Below are 16058 nucleotides of genomic sequence, written 5' to 3'. Positions count from 1 at the left end.
CCGTGCCCCTGTCCCTGGACGCCCTCTGCCAGGCGTCCTGCGCCACCGACGCCGAGTGCCCCGCCGGCCTCCTCTGCGTCGCGGCCGGGGACGCTCCCGCCCGGTGTCTGCTGCCCGCGCTCCAGGCGGGGACCTATGGGGCCACGTGCTCGGAGGACGCCGTGTGCGGCGGACAGGGCGTGTGCGCCCGGCTGGAGGTGGAGGGTGAAGACGCCTGCCGCTGCTTCACCCCCTGCGAAGCCATCACCGACCCCCTGCCTTCCGACGACGGCCCCCCGTCCGTGAGCGGAGGAGGTTGCACCGCGGCCCCCGGGGCCCTGGGCGCCGTCACCCTGGCCGTGCTGCTGGGGCTTTCGCGGCGACAGTCCCGGCACAGGATTCCAGCAGGTCGGTCAAAGACTGACTCTGCGTGAAACCACCCACAAAACCGCAAATGTAGGCGCAACTCCGCAAGTAGGGGGCCGACAATCAGGCATAACGGTTTTCGGCAATCGCGAGGTTCTCCACATGGGTGACTACCGGATCAAGTCGGGCGACACGCTGGGCGCGCTGGCCAAGCGGTTCAACACCGACGTCGGCTCGCTGATGAAGGCGAACCCGAACATCAAGAACGCCGACCTCATCTACGCGGACGCCAAGCTCAACATCCCGGGCGCCAAGGACGAGTTCCAGGCCGAAGGCGCGGGCCCCAAGGGTCCGAACCTGACCGGCGGCACCGAGCAGACCCAGGGCGCCAGCGGCGCGGAGCCCGTGGGCGACGTGCCCCCCGGCCAGGTCGGTGACTGGATCAAGCAGGCGATGGACATCCTCAAGGCGAACGGCGTCCCGGTGGAGAAGATGAACCCCCAGGACATCGCGAAGATCATCGAGCACGAGTCCAGCGGCAACCCGAACGCCATCAACAACTGGGACTCGAACGCGCAGAAGGGCACGCCCTCCATCGGCCTGATGCAGACCATCCAGCCGACGTTCGACGCGCACAAGCTCCCCGGCCACGACAACATCCGCAACCCGGTGGACAACATCATCGCGGGCGTCCGCTACTCCATCGAGCGCTACGGCTCGGTGTCCAACGTCCCCGGCATCAAGGGTCTCAACAGCGGCAGCGGCTACGTCGGTTACTGACCGGCGCGCCCACGCCCTGAAGCAGCACCGCGCCCCGCGCGGGAAGGCGGTCCCCTGAGAAGGGGGCTTCGTCTCCCACGCGGGGCGTCGTCTTTTCCGGCGTGAAGTCCGGGGCGGAAAACCGTCAGCCTCCGTGCAGCCCGGAGCGGTTGCGCGGTCCGCCCGCGCCCTTGATGTGGATCTGGCTGGGCGCCTTCTTGCGGCCCCGCAGCCCGGTGCCGCGGTTGTTGCGCTTGGGGCCGTGGTCGCCCGCGGCGGGGCCCAACGTCACGCGCTTCAAGTCCTTCTGCCGCAGCAGCTCCGCCTCGTCGTCGTGCGCCAGCGTCTTGCGGCCTTTGCTGGCCTGCACACTGGGTTGGGCCGCATGGGCATCCACGCGCCGCTTGTTCTTGATTCCTGCAATCAGGGTCCGCACGGACATAGAAGTCCTCCTGTCCCAAAGAGGTAGGGACCCCATGGAGGTGATGCCATCCCTGGCGACGGGCGGGGCAAGGGCCGCTCCCGGTGCATGCAGGGGGTGGGCGCTCGTCCGGGCGGGAGGTCAGGAGGTGCGAAGCGAGCGTCCGCCCGTACCGGGTGGCCGCAAGCATGTCCAGGGAAGCGGATGGCTTGGGTCGGTTTGAACCGAGCGCCTGTCTGGACAGGCATTGATGGTCCTCACCTTGAGGAGAATTCCAGCCTTCGCCTATCTTTTCCCCATGAGGCTGGAGATTGCCGCCGCCGCGATGAGTTCGTGCCTGGGGCCCCTCATCACGGCCTGTGCGGCATTCCGGGCGGGGCTGGGACATGCCCGCTCCTCACGTGAGTTCCCGTACTTCCCAGAGGGGGACAACGCCCCGGTTCCCCTGGTGACATGTGCCATTCCAGACGTCACCTTTGGCTTCTCCGCCGCGGGCAGGCTCATCGCCATCCTCCATGAGGCGCTGATGGACCTCCAGGGCCGGGTGTCGCTCCAGGAGTTGGGGGCTGGCACCCCTCTCTTCCTGGTGCTTCCGGACCCCCTGGAGCGTGACTTCCCGATGCGCCCCGAGCTGCGCGAGGACGCGACGCGGCGGCGCGATGTGCTCGGCACCTTCGTCTTGAAGCAGGCCTTCGACAACCTGGGGATGGCTTGGCGGGGCGGATGGCGATTCTTCATGGGAGGCCATGTGGCTTTTGCCCGGGCGCTCCAGGCCGCGCGGGACGTCATCCGCTCCCGCGAAGCAGAGGCCTGCCTGGTGGTCGCGGTGGACAGCCTGCTGTCACCTCCGACCCTGCATTCCCTTTCCCTGCGAAGGCGCCTCAAGACGGAGGACCAGCCCGTGGGGTTCATTCCGGGAGAGGCCGGGGTCGCGCTGCTGCTCCGGCCCGCGAAGGGACGTCTGGACTCGCGTGTCCCCTCGCCGGTCCTCCTCGATGACGTGTGCGTCCTGGAGTCCCCCGAGCCCGAGCGGGCTGATGGCCGCGGCCTGGCGGCCTGTGTGGAGCGGGTGCTGCCGCCCGGAGCGTCTGCTTCGGAGGAGCCGTTGCTGGTGAGCGACCACAATGGCGAGCAGCGGCGGGCCCACGAATGGGGCGGCCTGCTGCTGCACCTGCGCATGAGGCGCCCGGAGTGGAGGCTTGAGCGCTCCTCCTGGCTCCCGGCGCTCAGCTTCGGTGAGACGGGAGTCGCCTCGGGGGCCCTGGGCGTCTGTGTGGTGCTTCGGGGGTTTGAGCGTGGCTATGCCCGGGCGCGCTCGGGCGTGGTGCTCACGTCGGAAGACAGACAGGCTCCACGGGCCGCCATCCTGCTGTCCGCTTCGGAGAAGGAAGGTCGTGCATGAGCAGCTCCGGGACGAGCGGAACCCAGACGAGGAGTCGCTTCAGCGAGTTCAGCTTCAGCAACGTCGATGAGGACACCTTCAGACACGAGAAGTTTCCGGAGCTGGAGGACCCCGCCTATCCCAAACAGCTCATCCAGGAACTGGAAGCCGAGGCGAAGGAGGCGTCCGAGCACGCGAACACGCCGGATCCGCTCAAGCGCCGGGGGCACGCCCAGTACCGGGGGCCCGCGTACGTGCACAAGCACGGTGGTCGGGGCCGCTACAACCAGTGGCCCTTCGACTTCCTCTTCATGGGATGCGACGACGCCCGGAAGAAGACGATGCTGGAGAAGGTGGAGAAGCTCGCGGAGCAGCGCCCGGTCTGGGCCATCGTGAAGGACCGTGCGAAGTGGGAGGCGTGCTTCGAGTTTCCCGAGCCCGGTAGCTTTCCTGGGAAGGACAAGCGGTTCTTCCTGACGAAGAAGCTCACCCACAAGACGACGGCGGAGCACTACTTCTTCTTCTCGGCTTCCACTCCATACCGGTGGGTGGCGCACCACCTCATCCCCATCGAGGTCTTCGACAGTCGGGATGAAGCCCATTTCACCGATGAGGAACAGGAGTTGATTCGTGCGTCGGGCTACGACGTGAACAACGGGCACAACATCGTGCCGCTGCCCACCTGGGATGTGCCCCCGCATTGCCTGCTGGCGCATCTTGGCGGGCACGCCGAGTATCTCAAGTACGCCAGAAAGCGGTTGGAAGGCGTCAAGGACAAGGTCAAGAAGGCCCGGGAAAGTGACAAGCCTCACGCGGCGTTCTACTCACAGATCATCGAAAAGCTGACCAGTGCCGAGAACAAACTCTGGGTCAAGCTCAAGGACCTGGGTAGGGATTCGGTCAAACTGTACCTGCAGGGCAAGCGCCCCAAGGACAATCTGGTGAAGTTCATTTCCAAGGGCAAGCGGAAGAGCACCGGGAGGCGCAGGCGTTTCCCGGAGGGAGCGATGAATTGATGACGACCGACAGCCGGACGTTCTGGATGCTCGACACCATCAGCAATCCCGGAGCCGTCATCGAAACCTACGTGGCGGACGCTCCGTCCAAGTGGCGTCTCTTCGAGGGGCAGAGTCACATCTCGCAGTTCCCAGCGGGGGCCACCTTGAAGTTCTCCAGGAACTTCCCCAAGCACCGCAAGCTCTTCGACTTCGTGGCCAACACGCTGAGCCTGATCATCGCCTCGAAGAAGGTGAAGGACATCCTCGACTCGGTGGGGGTGGACAATTGCGAATACCTTCCTGTGGCGGTGAAGGACCACAAGGACAAAATCGTGGGGCCCGAGTACTTCATCATCCACCCGGTGGGCGGAGAGGATGGCATCGACCTGGAGAAGTCCGTCTATTACAAGGAGCCCTTCGACGAGCGCGAGATCGAGGATGTCGACCTGCTCGCCCTGAACAAGGAAGCCATCTCCCCGCGTGCCCGCTTCTTCCGCTTCAAGCCCCTGATGCGGGAGTACGTCATCGACCAGGTCGTGGCCGACGCTCTCAAGGCCGGCAAGGTCACCGGCTACCGGCTGTTCGCGGCGGAAGGTTGGGACGGCTCCTTCATGCACCTGGAGGAAGAGTGATGGAGTTCGACCTCGCACAACTCCGGGAAGAGGCCGCAGACTCGCTCGACATCCTCTTTGACGACGCCTTCCCGGAAGTGCTCGCGGAGGGGACGGTGGAAGAGCTCGTGGGACTGGTGCGCGAGGCCTGCGTGCACTTCCACACCCAGGGCGTGACGACCCTGCTCCTCGACGGGAGCCCTCAGCACCTCTTCTACCAACTGGCCTGTGCGGCGGAGAACTGGCGCCGGTTGCTCATCCACCTGCGGGCCCAGGGCGCGAGCCTTCCGCCCGCCTCCGACAATGCCTCACTGCTGGGGGCCGTGGCCGGCGGGTATTGGGAACTCGCCCGCGACCTGTGCCGGGTCTCCGCCTCCCAGCAGGGCGAAGAGGAGTACGAGGACGAGTTCGCCTGGGCCCGGCTGCTCCAGGAGTTCATCGCGCTGCCGGAGGGTGGATCGCCTTCCGAAGTCTGGCTCCACCCGCATGAAGGGGCCCTCGCGAAGTCCCAGGCGGACCGGTGGGAGTGGTTCCAGGCCCTGCTGTCAGGAGACGGCGGTCGTTTCCTCGCCGCCCTCGAACGGGTCCTCCAGCAGCATTCGGCGGAAACCGAAGCCGAGGCCGTGAGGTGGGGCACTTCTCCGGAGCAGTTCGTGGCCTACCGCTTCATCTGGTTCGAAGGGCTCGCGATGCTCCGCCTCGCCGAGCGTCGGGGAATGAAGGTCGAAGCCCCACTACTGTATTGCCCGCCCCTGGCACGGGTTCCGATGAAGATGGCCTACGACGGCGACTGGGCACTTTCGTTCGGCGCGGCTCCAGGCTGACAGCCGGACAGGCCCCTGGTGGACAGGCCCCCAGGGCGCACGGAAGGCCACCGCTCCCTCGCTCAGGTGAGGTCGTCGTTGCTGCGGCGCGCGCGCTTCTTCGCCTTGGGCTTGCTCGGCTTCGCTTCCGGCCGGGCCTTCTGCTGACGGGTGGTCTCCGGCGGGAACAGCCAGCCGTCCGAGGGCTGGGGGGCGGCAGCGTTCACCACCGGCTCCAGGTGCTGACCCCGGCAGCCCCGGCACCAGGACTGCGGACGGCGCTGGCCCCGGCTCATGATGCGGAAGCCGAAGTCCTGCTCCGTGGGCCCCGTGTGGCCGCAGCGCGGGCAGCGCGTCATCGACGTGGTGCCCGTCTCCTTGGCCTTCTCACGCCCGTGCTCCACCACCAGCGCCAGCGCCGCCGCGAAGCCCAGCTTGCGCTCCGTGGACACGTGGAACTGGCGCGCGCGCTTGCGGCTGCCCATCACGGGCAGGAGGTCGAGTCCCCCCAGCAGGTTGCGCTGCTCCAGGACTCGCGACGACGACGATGGCGGGGTCGAGTGGCTCACGCGATCATTCATACGGGAGGGGTCTGACATGGCCGGTTCGCGCGCCTGCCCGCCAGGTCCCCCTCCATTCCGAGGTCTGGACACATGTTCAGTAACTCCGGGCACTTGGCGGCTATTTCCGCAGGTGGGCGGCCGGAGGTGGGGGCGTCGGAGGCCTGGGCCCGGCTGGTTGGACGCCGCCAACGGCCGGGGGGATGGGCACCTTGGGGCTGCCCTTCCTTCACCCAACCCGAGGTGTGCCATGGCCCAGTCTCATGAAAGCGAAGCCGAGAAGCAGGCCCGCCACGAGCGGCGCCACGATTCCCACTTGCGAGCCACCTACGCGGCCTTCCTCCGCCACCTGGAGGAGGTGAGCGGGCTGCCCCGCAACCTCGCCGAGTGCGCCGCCGTGTCGGTGCTGACCACCCTGGAGCGCCGCGTCCTGCCGGAGGGGGCGCGCAACCTGGAGGCGCAGCTGCCCCGCCTGCTGGTGGCCTTCCTACCGCCAGCGGAGGAGCGTCCCGCCCGGCTCCAGCGCTTCGGCCAGGAGGAGTTCATCGAATCCGTGGCGGAGGACCTGAAGCTGCCCGTGGACCGCGCGGAGCTGGTGATCCGCGCCGTGCTGCGCGCGTTCCAGGATCAAATCACGGAGGGCGAGGCGGATAAGTTCGCCAGCAACCTCCCCGCGGACCTCCAGGCCCTGTGGCGCCTCACGCAGTAGGCGAGGCGCCCGAGTCCCGCGCATGGCGGCGGCTACTCCGCGGGGCCGGTGCCCGCGCCGTCCCCGGTGGTGAAGACAGGCGTGCCCCCGGGCAGGCTGGGGTCGTGCGGGAGACTGCCGCGCGGGCTGCGCAGGTAGACGAAGGGTGTGGCGAACAGGAAGTTGCTCACGCGCGACGTGTAGATGTCCGCGTAGCGCTCCACCTGCCGCGCCAGGTGGCTCTTGTCGTTACCGGCGCGGGTGAGCAGGCCCCAGTGTGGGTTGGACAGCTCCCCGGCCGCGCGCGCCATGGGGCCCAGCTCCGCGTCCAGGGCCTCCGTCTCCGCGCGCAGCTCGGTGAGGCGGGTGACCAGCTCGGTCTCGGTCGTGTCGGTGCGGGGGCCGTACTGATGGCGGCGGCGCTGGAGCTCCAGCCGGACCTGGCAGCTCTCGTCCTCCAGGCGCTCCTTCTTGAGCATGCGCTCGCCGATGCGCACCTCCGTGGCGCGGAACGCGGCGATGGAGCGCACCTCGTCCTCCAGCTCGCGCAGGATGAGCGCGGTGCGCCAGCGCAGCACGTTCTTGGTGACGTGCACGTCGCCGAACATGTGGTCGCCCACGTAGAGGATTTCATCGCCGGACAGGCCCAGGTGCCGCTCCAGCTCCAGCGCGCTGCCGCCGAAGTAGGGCTTGCTGCGGTTGAGGGGGCCGGAGTGGGGGCGCAGGAGCGCTTCGCCGTTGGCCTCCACCACCTCGAAGAGGGTGGAGCGGGTGGTGAAGAACTCCGGCTTGCGCGCGCTCACGATGACGACGTCGAAGAGCTGGCGCCAGGTCATGCCCTCGGGCAGGTGCTTGTCGAAGGCGAAGTGCATCATGGGCTCGGTGTAGGCCCACTCGCTGTTGGTGATGAGCAGCAGCTTCTTGCCAGCGTTCTTCTGGTCCAGCAGCGCGAGCGGCGTCTCCGGATCATCGATGACGTAGCGCTCGGGGTCCGCGATGATTTCGGCCTTGAGGCGCCCCTGCATGTGCGTGGCGTCCAGGTTCTTGCGCACGTGCTCGTAGAGGTCCACGTAGCCCATGGGGCCGGGGAGCTGGCCCGCGTCCAGCCGGTCCACCAGCTGCGCGTAGATGCACGCCTCCGACAGGGAGAAGAGCGTGTTGAGGAACACCCAGCGGCGGTCGGCCAGGTCGATGATGGTGCGGTTGTAGGCCTCGCGCTGCGCGTCGAAGTCCATGGGCCGGCTGCCGTGGAGGGCCTTCTTCACGAAGCCGAAGCGGTTGGCCTTGAGCAGGTTGCCCTTGGCGGTGTCGATGATGAGGCCCCGGATGGCGAGCATCGGGTCGAACGTCAGGTCGGCGACGGGCCAGCCCTGCTCGACCAGTCGGTCGCGAATGTATTCGTAGGCGCGGCGTTCCCACGCTTCCACCCGGTAGTGGATGAGCGTGTAGTCCATGTCGTAGCCCACGGCCTTGATGGCCCGCATGTTGAGGGTGCGGTTGCAGAACAGGCCACGCTCGGGCGGAGGACCGGAATAGTGAGGACGCATGGGACGAAGGCTTGCCAAGGCTGGAGGGCAAAGTCGAGCGGCCTGTGCGTTCCGTGTGTTCGTGGGCAGGGCGTGGGTCGTCCAGGTGTCGGAAAGATGGGATACGGGTTCGGCGGCGTGCGCGACCCAAGGGCAGGTGCATGGTGGAAATGACGCGACGGTTCAGCGGGGCGGTGGCTGCGGCGGTGCTGCTGGTTTCGGGCGTGGCGGGGGCGGAGGAGGCCTGGGACACGGTGGCCACGGAGCCCTTCGTGGTGAAGGTGCGGCCGCGCCCGGGGACCAAGGCGAAGGACATCTGGGCGGAGGGCGAACTGAAGGCGAGCGCCGCGCAGGTGCAGGCGACGCTGGAGGACATGGAGTCCTATCGGCTGTTCATGCCGTACGTGAAGGAGTCGCGGGTGGTGAAGCCGACGGACGACGGAGGTCGGCTGACGTACACGCGGCTGGACCTGCCGGTGGTGTCCTCGCGCGACTACATCTGCCACGTGGTGACGGAGTCGAAGGTCGCGCCGGATGGGACGGGCGTGTACCAGCAGCACTGGAAGGCGGAGCCGGACGCGTTCCCCGCGAGGCGCGACGTGGTGCGCCTGCGGTTGAACGAGGGCAGCTGGAAGGTGGAGGCGAAGGGCGAGGGGAGGTCCTGGGTCGTGTACAAGTTCACGGTGGACCCCGCGGGCTCCATCCCGGGGTTCCTCGCGAACGTGGGGCAGAAGGACGCGGTGGTGGACACGCTGCGCGCGGTGGAGAAGCGCGCGAAGTCGCTGACCGTGACGCCCCCGGCGAAGTAGGCGGCCGGGGATGGGGGCGGGCGGTCCGGGTGTTCCTTCCGGACGCCATGGCTGACAACTCCAAGATTGAGTGGACGGATGCGACGTGGAACCCGGTGCGCGGCTGCGTGAAGCTGAGCCCGGGGTGCAAGCACTGCTACGCGGAGACGTTCGCGGAGCGGTTCCGGGGCGTGCCCGGGCATCCGTACACGCAGGGCTTCGACCTGAGATTGATTCCGGGGAAGCTCGCCGAGCCGCTGCGCTGGAAGGCTTCCAAGCGCGTGTTCGTGAACTCGATGAGCGACTTGTTCCTGGACGAGGTCCCGGAGGCGTACATCGAGACGGTGGCGCGGGTGATGGCGCTGGCGGACTGGCACACGTTCCAGGTGCTGACGAAGCGCTCGGAGCGGATGCAGCGGCTGCTGTCCACGCGGCTGGCGTTCGCCGCCAGGCTGCCGAACGTGTGGTGGGGCGTCAGCGTGGAGGACCGCAGGTATGGCCTGCCGCGCGTGAAGCACCTCCAGGCGACCCAGGCGCGGGTGCGGTTCCTGTCGGTGGAGCCGCTGCTGGAGGACCTGGGCCCGGTGGACTTCACGGGCGTGGACGGTGTGATTGTCGGCGGGGAGAGCGGCGCGAAGGCGAGGCCGTTGGAGCCGGCCTGGGTGCGTTCGGTGCGCGAGCAGTGTGACGCCGCGGGCGTGGCCTTCTTCTTCAAGCAGTGGGGCGGCGTGCGCAAGGCGACGACGGGGCGCGTGCTGGACGGCCGCACGTACGACGCGCTTCCGCGAAGCACGGTGGCGCCCGCGCCCGACGAGGCCCGACGTCTGCGATTGCTGGCGGAGGCGGAAGCGTTGGCGGCCCCGTGGCTTGTGCCGCCCGCGATGGCCCTCGGGGCTTGATCATTTCACCGCGCCGCGCCGTCGGCCCTTCTTCAAGAAGTCGATGAGCGCCTTGAGCTTCGGCGCCACGTGGGTCCGGCTCGGGTAGTAGAGGAAGAAGCCGGGGAGGGCGGGGCAGTACGGTTCGAGCACCCGCACGAGGCGTTTGTCGGCGATGAACTTCCGCACCCGGGTCTCCGGCAGGAAGCCGAGTCCCAGGCCGTCCACCGCGGCGTCCACCATGAAGTCCACGTCGTCCAGGGACACGCGCCCTCGGACCGCGACCTCGATGCGCCTCCCGCCGTCCACGAACTCCCAGCGGGAGAAACCCCCATGCGTCCGGCTGCGGTAGTTGATGCAGTCGTGGTCGCGCAGGTCGCGCGGGTGCCGGGGCTTGCCGTGCGTCGCGAAGTACGACGGTGAACCCACCACGGTCATGTGGATGTCGCTGCTCACCTGCACGGCGATCATCTCGCGCTCCAGCAGCTCGCCAATGCGAATGCCCGCGTCGAAGCCTCGCTTCACGATGTCGATGAGCGCGTCCTCCAGATGGATGTCCATCTGGATGTCGGGATGGGCCGCGAGGAAGGCCGCGAGCTGGGGCGCGAGCACCTCCTGGTAGCCGTAGCGGGGCAGGGTCAGCTTCAGGACGCCCGCCGGGCGGTCGCGCAGCTCGCCCAGGGATTCAAAGGCTTCGTGTACGCCCTGCATCGCGGGTTCCAGCCGGGCGAGGAAGTGGGCCCCGGCCTCGGTGAGCCCGACGCTGCGCGTGGTGCGCTGGAGGAGCCTCACGCCGACGCGCTCCTCCAGTGCCCGCAGGCTCTGGCTCACCGCGGAAGGGGTGACGCGGAGCTGCTTCGCCGCGGAGGTGAAGCTGCGTTTCTCCGCCACCGCGAGGAGCGCCGTCAGGCCCGAGAGGTCATCGCGCATTCTTTAGCGTAACTACAAAGCGCATCCAGAGACGACGTGTTTCGGGGCGGAGTCGGGGACCGTAGCTTGTGGGCCATGGAGGACGTCATGAGCGCACAGCAGGGCAGGGTCTGGTTCGTCACGGGTTCGTCGTCGGGGTTCGGTCGCTGCATCGTGGAGGAGGCCCTGGCGCGGGAAGAGCGCGTCGTCGCGACGGCACGGGATCCGCGCACGCTGGCGGACCTGGTGGCGCGCGCCCCCGAGCGGGTCCTCGCGGTCCGGCTGGACGTCACGAAGGCGGACGAGGTCAGGAGCGCCGTCGCGGCGGCCACGGAGCGCTTCGGCGGCATCGACGTGCTGGTGAACAACGCGGGCTACACCCTTCTCGGCGCGGTGGAGGAGACGAGCGAGGAGGAGCTCCGGGCCGCTTTCGAGCCACTGTTCTTCGGCGCGGTGGCGATGACGCGCGCCGTGCTTCCCCAGATGCGCGAGCGTCGCTCGGGCACCATCGTGCAGCTCACGAGCGCGTCCGGGTTCGCCACCTACCCGGGCACGAGCGCGTACAGCGCGGCGAAGCATGCGCTGGAGGGGCTGTCGGAGGCGCTCTCGAAGGAGGTCGGGCCGTTGGGCGTGCGGGTGCTGATTGTCGAGCCGGGCATGTTCCGCACGAGCCTGCTCGGCCCGTCGTACCGGGCGATGCCGGCGATGGCGGAGTACGCCGAGACGGTCGGACCGATGCGCACGTATGCGACGCAGTCCGACGGTCAGCAGCCCGGTGACCCCGCCAAGGCCGCGCGCGCCATCGTGGAGGCCGTGATTTCGAGCTCCACGACGTTGCGACTCCCCCTGGGAGCGGATGCAGCGGACGCGATCCGCGAGAAGCTGGCGCAGGTGCTGTCGGACGTGGAGCGCACGGAGCACATCGCTCGCGCGACGGCTTTCTGAACCCAAGGGCCGGGTATCTCGGCGCGGAGATGGAGGCTCGGTAGAGTGAAGGTACGGAGCCACTTCTGAAAATCTCGAACATTCCCTTCTGCACGATCGGGCCGATGATGAGCTATCAGGTCGCCGATGACGACGGAGCCCACCGCTCGTCGACGGAGACAGGGGCCAGGCTCTTCATCGTGGACTGAGGCGCTCTCAAAGGAGATTTCGGAGCAGGAATGGACCAGAAGCCGCAGGTCCGTACCGTGTTTCCGCATCCGGTGTCGGGCCCAATGTCGTCATGAGCACGAACCAGGCTTCCTCCTACCGCGGGCTTGATGCCCTGCTGACGCCCCAGAACAGCGTGCTGGTGCTGATTGACCACCAGCCCTACCAGTTCGCCAACCTGCACAGCCACGAACCGACAATGGTGCTGAACAACGTCGTCGGCCTGGCCAAGGCGGCCAAGGTCTTCGACGTGCCGACCCTGCTCACCACCGTCCTCGCGGAGCGCGGTGGTTTCCTGGTCAAGGGTCTGCAGGACGTGTTCCCCGAGCAGAAGCCCATCGACCGCACCTTCATCAACACCTGGGAAGACCGCCGCGTGGTGGACGCGGTGAAGAAGACAGGGCGAAAGAAGCTGGTGATCGCCGCGCTGTGGACTGAGATCTGCCTGGCCATGCCCGCGATCCAGGCCGCGGGCGAAGGCTACGATGTCTATGCCGTCACCGACGCCTCGGGCGGCGTCAGCCGCGAGGCGCATGACATGGCGGTGAGGCGCATGCAGATGGCGGGCGTGACGCCCATCACCTGGATGGCGATTCTCGGTGAGTGGCAGCGCGACTGGGCCCGCGAGGCCAGCGCCGCCGCCCTCGCTGGCGTGCTTGGCGATCACGGCGGCGGCAGCGCCGTGGCCTTCGCCTGGGAGATGCAGTTGCTGGCAGGCCGGACCGGTCGGGGCGTCTGAACGAGCGGCCTTCCCGGGTTCGGGGGGATGACGGTCCCTCGGATTGCTGACAACGTTCTCCTGAGCGATGGACCCACTCGGGAGAACGATGCCGTGGAGACGCGCGCTGAACGGCTGAGCCCGCTGCCGGAGAACGTGGTTGGCGTTTCCGTCGTTCGACGGAAGTGGAACGGCATCTGCGTGGATGTGAACGAGATCCGGTCTTCGGGCCCGACCCAGCATCCCCTGTTCCTGGAAAGCCACACGCGACTGAGCGCGCTGCTGGAGGAGGTGGGCTCGCCTTGCGAGCCCCGCTTGCGCGAAAACAAGCCCTGCGAAATCGGTTACGTCCCCCGGCAGCTGAACCTCATGCCCGCCGGCATGCCGCTGTGGGGCTACAGCGCCAATTCGCGCCTGGTGCGCGATGCCGTGCTCCTCTTCGACCTGCCGACGCTGGGCGAGCTCCTGGGCCAGGCACTGAGCCCCGCCGACCTGGGTGCGCCTCGGTTGCGCTTCGCCGATGACCGCCTCTGGACGCTGGTGCGTCTGCTCGCCGACGTGGTGGAGGACGATGACCCCACCACCCAGCTCTACGGGGACGGCCTGACCGCCGCCATCTTCGCCGCGCTGGGCTCGCGCCGTGGGAGAGGCCCATCGACGCGCAAGGGCCTGGCGCCGTGGCAACTGCGGCGGGTGCTCGACTTCCTGGAGTCGCGCCTGCCCGAGCGGGTCGAGTTGTCGGCGTTGGCGGCACTGGTGGACCTGTCGCAAGCGCACTTCAGCCGCGCCTTCAAGGCCTCCACCGGCATGGCACCGTATCAATGGCAGTTGCAGGCCCGCCTCAAGCGCGCGCAGACGCTGCTGCTGACGACGCCGGCCTCGCTGGAGCAGGTCGCCGAAGCGACGGGCTTCGCGGACGCCGTGCACTTCGGCAAGGCCTTCCGGCGGGCCCACGGCGCCACGCCCGCGATGTGGCGGCGGGACCGCAAGCGCTGATCAGGAAGCGTCAGCCCCGCTGGCCATGTGTCCCCAGAGGGGGAGCCTCACGAAGCGGAGGGGCTTGGGGCGAAGGCTCAGGCTGGAAGCCCGTCTTCGCGGACGAGGTGTCCAAACCTGTCCGACAGTCGGACAGGTTTCCCAAGGTGGTGCCCGGCACGTCCCTTGGCGCTGCGCTTCTCGCCAGGCTCGCCGGGTTTGAACGGGGTTTCTGCCGATGTGACCCCCCGCGGCGTCAGAGGGTCCTTCGGAACGCGCTCCTCAAACTGCTACAGGGTCGGGAACCGCACCTCGGGAAGGATGAGGAACCGCGTGCCCTCCGCGTCCAGGAGCTCCAGCGTGTAGATGCCACCGGCCTCCATGGCGGACGTTGATGCTTCCACGATGATCCGGGCCCTTTTGCTTGCTGTGCTGGGTGCGACTTGAAGCACCTGCAAGGTCGGAAGGACTTGAGGCCGGGGTGCGCTCAGGCTTGCGAGAAGGTCCCTGCCTGGCAGTGACGCTCCTTCGGGGAGTTCGATGAGCACCGCGATCCGTTGTGAAGAGCGAAAACTCCTGACCTGAAAGTCCGCTTTGTTGCTCACGGAGCCCGAAGAGCCCGGAGCGTCGAGTTTCAGGGACGTGACGCCTTGAGCATTCAGGATGCCCGAGGACAGCAGCGCGGAGAGTTCCACGGTGCACCGACACGTTTGTTGTGGCGTCGGCGAGGTTGCGTCAGACGCCAGGACCTCAGCGGCCGCAAGAAGTGGAAGGAGGAAGAGAAACATTTGCCTTCACGCTAATCCTCGTAGTGTCGCGGCACGGTCTTGACTTCGATCTGGTTGGAGAGGACCGCGTTGTCATCTGCGCTGCTGTTGAGGCGGGGCAGTCCTTTCAGACGCTCGTTCTGCGTCCAGAACTCAAAGCAGATGGGAAAGGTTTCACCGGTCTTCTTCTGCCGAAGCTGGGTGAAATGACCATAGACCCGTTCGGCGCCGATGTATAATTCACCCGTGAGCGTGTCACCATCCCTGACGCCGTTATTGCCATAGACCCAGATGGAAATCCGTCCCTCACGAACGGTCACATTCCCATTCCGCGGCCCCTTGCGATCGAACATGCCGTCCAGCAGGGTGCCATAGACGCCCAGTTCCTTCATGGCTGCGACCGACGCCTCCGGGCAGTTTTCGAAGGGAGGATCGGGACGATCCATCATGGGCGGATTGCTGGCGCAGGCCATTCCCATACAGACCGAAGCCATGACGGCCTTGAGCGGTCGGCTCGGCTTCGGGGGCGTTGCGACAGGGGCTGAAACAGTCGGTCTGGAAGTCACAGGTGAGCGTTCCTTGGGAGGCGTCGCCACGGGGGCAACGGTCGCCGGTGGAGGGCCCGTGGTCAGCGGGGCAGCGACAGGAACACTGTGCGATCGCTCTGGCTGGCTCGCCAGTTTATGACCACTGGAGGCGGAAGCATTCGGTAGGACCCCTGGGGTTGTATTGCGAGTCCAAGCCCCCGACAGGACCTCCCAGGTTCCAGAACCGGTGAACAGGAGCATCAGGCACACCATCAGGCTGATCAGCCCGGTTCCTCCCTGGGATTGGAGCCAACTCGGGGGACGCATCAGCGGCAGCAGCGCCACGGGCTCCGCCGTCCGGTAGGGCTGGGACGGCCAATCAGGGCGTCGGATCCTTCCGGGCGCTTCCCCCGGAAGCTCATCGAAGAGCCGCGCCTCGAACGCCGCACCGTCGGAGAGCAGCCCCTCCACCAGCTCCGCATGCGCCTGCACCCCCGTGCGAGGCCGCCGCTCCGGCTCCTTCTCCAGCAGCCGCAGAATGGCCGTGGCGAGTGGCACGGGCACCTGGGGATTGATGGTCCGGGGTGAAGGCGGCAGCCGCTGGGTGACGGCCACGGTGAGCAGGTCCGGCGTCAGCTCCGGAGAGAACGGGTAGTGCCCGGTGGCGGCGCGGTACAGGCACACCCCCAGCGCGTACAGGTCATCCGCCTCCGTATAGGGATAGCGCAGCTCCGGTTGCCTCCAGTGGAGCTGTTGGAAGCGGATGGCCTCCGGGCTGCGCAGGTGCAGCGTGCCCGGGGGCAGGGTGGTGGTGGTGAGGGTGGTGGCCCCCGCCTGGTCCCCGGCGCCGAAGTCGATGAGCACCGGCACGTGGCCCGGCTCCCGGACGAGGATGTGCTCTGGCTTGAGGTCGCGGTGCAGCACCCCCCGCGCATGCAGCACGTCGAGCGTCATCGCCACGGAGCCGCCCACCATGGCCAGCTGCCGGAACGAGGGGTTGCGGATCTCCGCCCACGTGTGGAGCGCCATCCCCTCCACATGGTCCATGACGAAGTACGGCAGCCCGTCGATGGGGTCCGGCCAGCGCCCGGTGGCGTGGACGCGGACCACCTGGGGATGCCACGCCCGGTCCAACAGCAGCGACATCTCCCGCAGCGCCCGCGCGGGATCCGGATGCAGGGACAGCTTGAGCGCGAAGCTCCGACCCGACCCCTCCAGCGGTTCGACCCGGTAGACCGCGCCGTACCCGCCC

At 67.8% G+C, this 16058-nt stretch carries 16 protein-coding genes and 1 pseudogene; 12 read left to right on the top strand and 5 right to left on the bottom strand.

The window, feature by feature from the left end; genetic code table 11:
- A pseudogene (locus D7X74_RS44445) lies at positions 1 to 413 on the top strand (polyhydroxyalkanoate biosynthesis repressor PhaR); the annotation flags it as partial.
- Between the two features lie 94 nt (positions 414 to 507).
- Entirely contained in the window at positions 508 to 1125 is a 618-nt protein-coding gene (locus tag D7X74_RS44440) for a LysM peptidoglycan-binding domain-containing protein (RefSeq protein WP_120536254.1), read from the top strand.
- A gap of 124 nt (positions 1126 to 1249) precedes the next feature.
- On the opposite strand, the gene D7X74_RS29035 is transcribed toward D7X74_RS44440, so the two are convergent.
- Complete coding sequence (locus tag D7X74_RS29035) at positions 1250 to 1546, bottom strand: hypothetical protein (protein ID WP_120536253.1); 297 nt, start codon at positions 1544 to 1546, stop codon at positions 1250 to 1252.
- A gap of 304 nt (positions 1547 to 1850) precedes the next feature.
- On the opposite strand from D7X74_RS29035, the gene D7X74_RS29030 reads away from it, so the two are divergent.
- The 4 genes from D7X74_RS29030 to D7X74_RS29015 are packed head-to-tail and all read left to right on the top strand — an operon-like array spanning position 1851 to position 5339.
- Positions 1851 to 2927: a hypothetical protein gene (locus tag D7X74_RS29030; protein ID WP_147446710.1), complete on the top strand. Its 1077-nt coding sequence runs from the start codon at positions 1851 to 1853 to the stop codon at positions 2925 to 2927.
- The gene (locus tag D7X74_RS29025; protein ID WP_120536251.1) at positions 2924 to 3922 is read left to right on the top strand and encodes an AHH domain-containing protein; all 999 of its coding nucleotides are present in this window, start codon (positions 2924 to 2926) and stop codon (positions 3920 to 3922) included. Before D7X74_RS29030 ends, D7X74_RS29025 begins: the two co-directional genes overlap by 4 nt.
- Positions 3922 to 4536: an imm11 family protein gene (locus D7X74_RS29020; RefSeq protein WP_120536250.1), complete on the top strand. Its 615-nt coding sequence runs from the start codon at positions 3922 to 3924 to the stop codon at positions 4534 to 4536. Before D7X74_RS29025 ends, D7X74_RS29020 begins: the two co-directional genes overlap by 1 nt.
- A complete protein-coding gene (locus D7X74_RS29015) occupies positions 4536 to 5339 on the top strand; it encodes an Imm49 family immunity protein (protein ID WP_120536249.1) in 804 nt (267 codons plus the stop codon). Before D7X74_RS29020 ends, D7X74_RS29015 begins: the two co-directional genes overlap by 1 nt.
- 62 nt (positions 5340 to 5401) lie before the next feature.
- Here the strand turns inward: D7X74_RS29015 and D7X74_RS29010 are convergent, their stop codons facing one another.
- A complete protein-coding gene (locus tag D7X74_RS29010) occupies positions 5402 to 5917 on the bottom strand; it encodes a hypothetical protein (RefSeq protein ID WP_120536248.1) in 516 nt (171 codons plus the stop codon).
- Positions 5918 to 6128: 211 nt separating this feature from the next.
- Here D7X74_RS29010 and D7X74_RS29005 point away from each other — a divergent pair, with 211 nt between their 5' ends.
- Entirely contained in the window at positions 6129 to 6587 is a 459-nt protein-coding gene (locus tag D7X74_RS29005) for a DUF2267 domain-containing protein (RefSeq protein WP_158622306.1), read from the top strand.
- Between the two features lie 32 nt (positions 6588 to 6619).
- On the opposite strand, the gene D7X74_RS29000 is transcribed toward D7X74_RS29005, so the two are convergent.
- Entirely contained in the window at positions 6620 to 8113 is a 1494-nt protein-coding gene (locus D7X74_RS29000) for an HAD-IG family 5'-nucleotidase (RefSeq protein ID WP_120536246.1), read from the bottom strand.
- Positions 8114 to 8262: 149 nt separating this feature from the next.
- On the opposite strand from D7X74_RS29000, the gene D7X74_RS28995 reads away from it, so the two are divergent.
- Both D7X74_RS28995 and D7X74_RS28990 read left to right on the top strand, forming a co-directional pair.
- The gene (locus D7X74_RS28995) at positions 8263 to 8901 is read left to right on the top strand and encodes an START domain-containing protein (protein WP_233595657.1); all 639 of its coding nucleotides are present in this window, start codon (positions 8263 to 8265) and stop codon (positions 8899 to 8901) included.
- A gap of 47 nt (positions 8902 to 8948) precedes the next feature.
- A complete protein-coding gene (locus tag D7X74_RS28990; protein ID WP_120536256.1) occupies positions 8949 to 9779 on the top strand; it encodes a DUF5131 family protein in 831 nt (276 codons plus the stop codon).
- Here D7X74_RS28990 and D7X74_RS28985 read toward each other — a convergent pair whose 3' ends face one another.
- The gene (locus D7X74_RS28985) at positions 9780 to 10688 is read right to left on the bottom strand and encodes a LysR family transcriptional regulator (RefSeq protein ID WP_120536244.1); all 909 of its coding nucleotides are present in this window, start codon (positions 10686 to 10688) and stop codon (positions 9780 to 9782) included.
- An 87-nt stretch (positions 10689 to 10775) separates the two neighbouring features.
- On the opposite strand from D7X74_RS28985, the gene D7X74_RS28980 reads away from it, so the two are divergent.
- From D7X74_RS28980 to D7X74_RS28970, 3 genes are all read left to right on the top strand, one after another.
- Positions 10776 to 11612, top strand: coding sequence for an oxidoreductase (locus tag D7X74_RS28980; protein ID WP_120536255.1), 837 nt, complete (start codon positions 10776 to 10778; stop codon positions 11610 to 11612).
- A 280-nt stretch (positions 11613 to 11892) separates the two neighbouring features.
- Positions 11893 to 12558 (top strand): hydrolase, encoded by a 666-nt coding sequence (locus D7X74_RS28975; RefSeq protein WP_120536243.1) that lies wholly within the window; start codon positions 11893 to 11895, stop codon positions 12556 to 12558.
- A gap of 93 nt (positions 12559 to 12651) precedes the next feature.
- On the top strand, positions 12652 to 13533 hold the full coding sequence (locus D7X74_RS28970) for a helix-turn-helix domain-containing protein (RefSeq protein ID WP_120536242.1): 882 nt from the start codon (positions 12652 to 12654) through the stop codon (positions 13531 to 13533).
- A 778-nt stretch (positions 13534 to 14311) separates the two neighbouring features.
- Here the strand turns inward: D7X74_RS28970 and D7X74_RS28960 are convergent.
- Positions 14312 to 16058 (bottom strand): serine/threonine-protein kinase (locus D7X74_RS28960; protein ID WP_147446709.1); only part of this gene is annotated, 1747 nt, incomplete at its 5' end.

Origin of the sequence: Corallococcus sp. CA047B (assembly GCF_003612065.1) — a bacterium.
Classification (GTDB): Bacteria; Myxococcota; Myxococcia; order Myxococcales; family Myxococcaceae; genus Corallococcus; species Corallococcus praedator.
This window is presented reverse-complemented; position numbering and strand designations above follow the sequence as displayed.

What these genes read in the sequence shown, in the direction of transcription:
- D7X74_RS44440 (WP_120536254.1), top strand. Translation starts at nt 508, where the DNA reads ATGGGTGACTACCGGATCAAGTCGGGCGACACGCTGGGCGCGCTGGCC.
- D7X74_RS29035 (WP_120536253.1), bottom strand. Translation starts at nt 1,546, where the DNA reads ATGTCCGTGCGGACCCTGATTGCAGGAATCAAGAACAAGCGGCGCGTG.
- D7X74_RS29030 (WP_147446710.1), top strand. Translation starts at nt 1,851, where the DNA reads ATGAGTTCGTGCCTGGGGCCCCTCATCACGGCCTGTGCGGCATTCCGG.
- D7X74_RS29025 (WP_120536251.1), top strand. Translation starts at nt 2,924, where the DNA reads ATGAGCAGCTCCGGGACGAGCGGAACCCAGACGAGGAGTCGCTTCAGC.
- D7X74_RS29020 (WP_120536250.1), top strand. Translation starts at nt 3,922, where the DNA reads ATGACGACCGACAGCCGGACGTTCTGGATGCTCGACACCATCAGCAAT.
- D7X74_RS29015 (WP_120536249.1), top strand. Translation starts at nt 4,536, where the DNA reads ATGGAGTTCGACCTCGCACAACTCCGGGAAGAGGCCGCAGACTCGCTC.
- D7X74_RS29010 (WP_120536248.1), bottom strand. Translation starts at nt 5,917, where the DNA reads ATGTCAGACCCCTCCCGTATGAATGATCGCGTGAGCCACTCGACCCCG.
- D7X74_RS29005 (WP_158622306.1), top strand. Translation starts at nt 6,129, where the DNA reads ATGGCCCAGTCTCATGAAAGCGAAGCCGAGAAGCAGGCCCGCCACGAG.
- D7X74_RS29000 (WP_120536246.1), bottom strand. Translation starts at nt 8,113, where the DNA reads ATGCGTCCTCACTATTCCGGTCCTCCGCCCGAGCGTGGCCTGTTCTGC.
- D7X74_RS28995 (WP_233595657.1), top strand. Translation starts at nt 8,263, where the DNA reads ATGACGCGACGGTTCAGCGGGGCGGTGGCTGCGGCGGTGCTGCTGGTT.
- D7X74_RS28990 (WP_120536256.1), top strand. Translation starts at nt 8,949, where the DNA reads ATGGCTGACAACTCCAAGATTGAGTGGACGGATGCGACGTGGAACCCG.
- D7X74_RS28985 (WP_120536244.1), bottom strand. Translation starts at nt 10,688, where the DNA reads ATGCGCGATGACCTCTCGGGCCTGACGGCGCTCCTCGCGGTGGCGGAG.
- D7X74_RS28980 (WP_120536255.1), top strand. Translation starts at nt 10,776, where the DNA reads ATGAGCGCACAGCAGGGCAGGGTCTGGTTCGTCACGGGTTCGTCGTCG.
- D7X74_RS28975 (WP_120536243.1), top strand. Translation starts at nt 11,893, where the DNA reads ATGAGCACGAACCAGGCTTCCTCCTACCGCGGGCTTGATGCCCTGCTG.